The organism is Herbaspirillum lusitanum P6-12, assembly GCF_000256565.1.
Classification (GTDB): Bacteria; Pseudomonadota; Gammaproteobacteria; order Burkholderiales; family Burkholderiaceae_D; genus Herbaspirillum; species Herbaspirillum lusitanum.
In genome coordinates this window covers 1-920 of record NZ_AJHH01000505.1, presented here as the reverse complement: position 1 = coordinate 920, position 920 = coordinate 1, and the positions used below count along the sequence as shown (strand labels likewise).

The 920-nt window shown below is 60.5% G+C and carries 2 protein-coding genes; both read right to left on the bottom strand.

All coding sequences use genetic code 11. The features are described from left to right. Nucleotides 1-4 precede the first annotated feature (4 nt). Nucleotides 5-301: a YciI family protein gene (locus HLUSI_RS0117095; protein WP_016835124.1), complete on the bottom strand. Its 297-nt coding sequence runs from the start codon at nucleotides 299-301 to the stop codon at nucleotides 5-7. A gap of 41 nt (nucleotides 302-342) precedes the next feature. Continuing rightward, nucleotides 343-837: a DoxX family protein gene (locus HLUSI_RS0117090; RefSeq protein WP_016835123.1), complete on the bottom strand. Its 495-nt coding sequence runs from the start codon at nucleotides 835-837 to the stop codon at nucleotides 343-345. Nucleotides 838-920 lie beyond the last annotated feature (83 nt).

Genomic DNA, 920 nt, shown 5'->3' with positions numbered 1-920 from the left:
CCCGTCACGCCGCCGGCGTCGCCGCCAAGGCGGGATTAATCGCCAGCAATAGCCACGGCTTGATTTCAGACCGTACGAACACGCCGGCCAGAGCATATGGGTCTTGGTCGCGCAGGGATTCGGCCTCTTCTTTTGATGCGACTTCATACACCAGCAGACCTCCGCTGCCGTCCGGGAACGGCCCGCCGAACGCCAGCTTGCCGGCGTCGAGCAGGCTCTTGACGTAGTGCTTGTGGGCCGGTGCATGTTCGTCCAGCAATTGCCGGTTGTCGGTGTAGGCGAGGTAGTTGACGAATTTCATGGCATCTCTTTCTTGACAAGTAATGGGTGGGCTTTCATGTTTTATATTTCATATCTTATGCGGCTGTCGAGCGACCAGGCGCCGCCGCCGCGCAACATCATGTACAACGCCGCCAGTCCCAGCAGTACCGGATACTCAATGCCGCGATCGATCCACGGCCAGGTCGGCCCCATCGCATAACTGATGGCGATCATTTCAACAAACATCAACAAGGCCAGCGGCCGCGTCAGCAGGCCCAGCGCCAGCATGGCTGCGCCCACCGTCTCCAGCAGCATCACCAGGAAAGCCAGTTGCGGCGCGAACGGCAACCCCATGACTTCGCCTATCAGACGTATCGAACCGGCCATCGGATCGGCCATCGAGCCATGCGACACGCCCAGCGCTTTGGGCAGGCCGTGCGTGAAAATAATGGCGCCGTAGCCGAAGCGCAGCAGCGCATAAGTGAGCCCCTCGCCGCGCGCATACCAGCGCATCAGCGCGGGAAAGATGAAGCGGCCGGCACCCGGCGCGATTGTGATCGGGGGAGTTTTTTGCACGAAGCACCTGTATCCGGTTGATGAGAGCAAGACGCCATCATCGCGGCGACGGTGTCGGAGATAAATGGCCTGCGGACGAATTG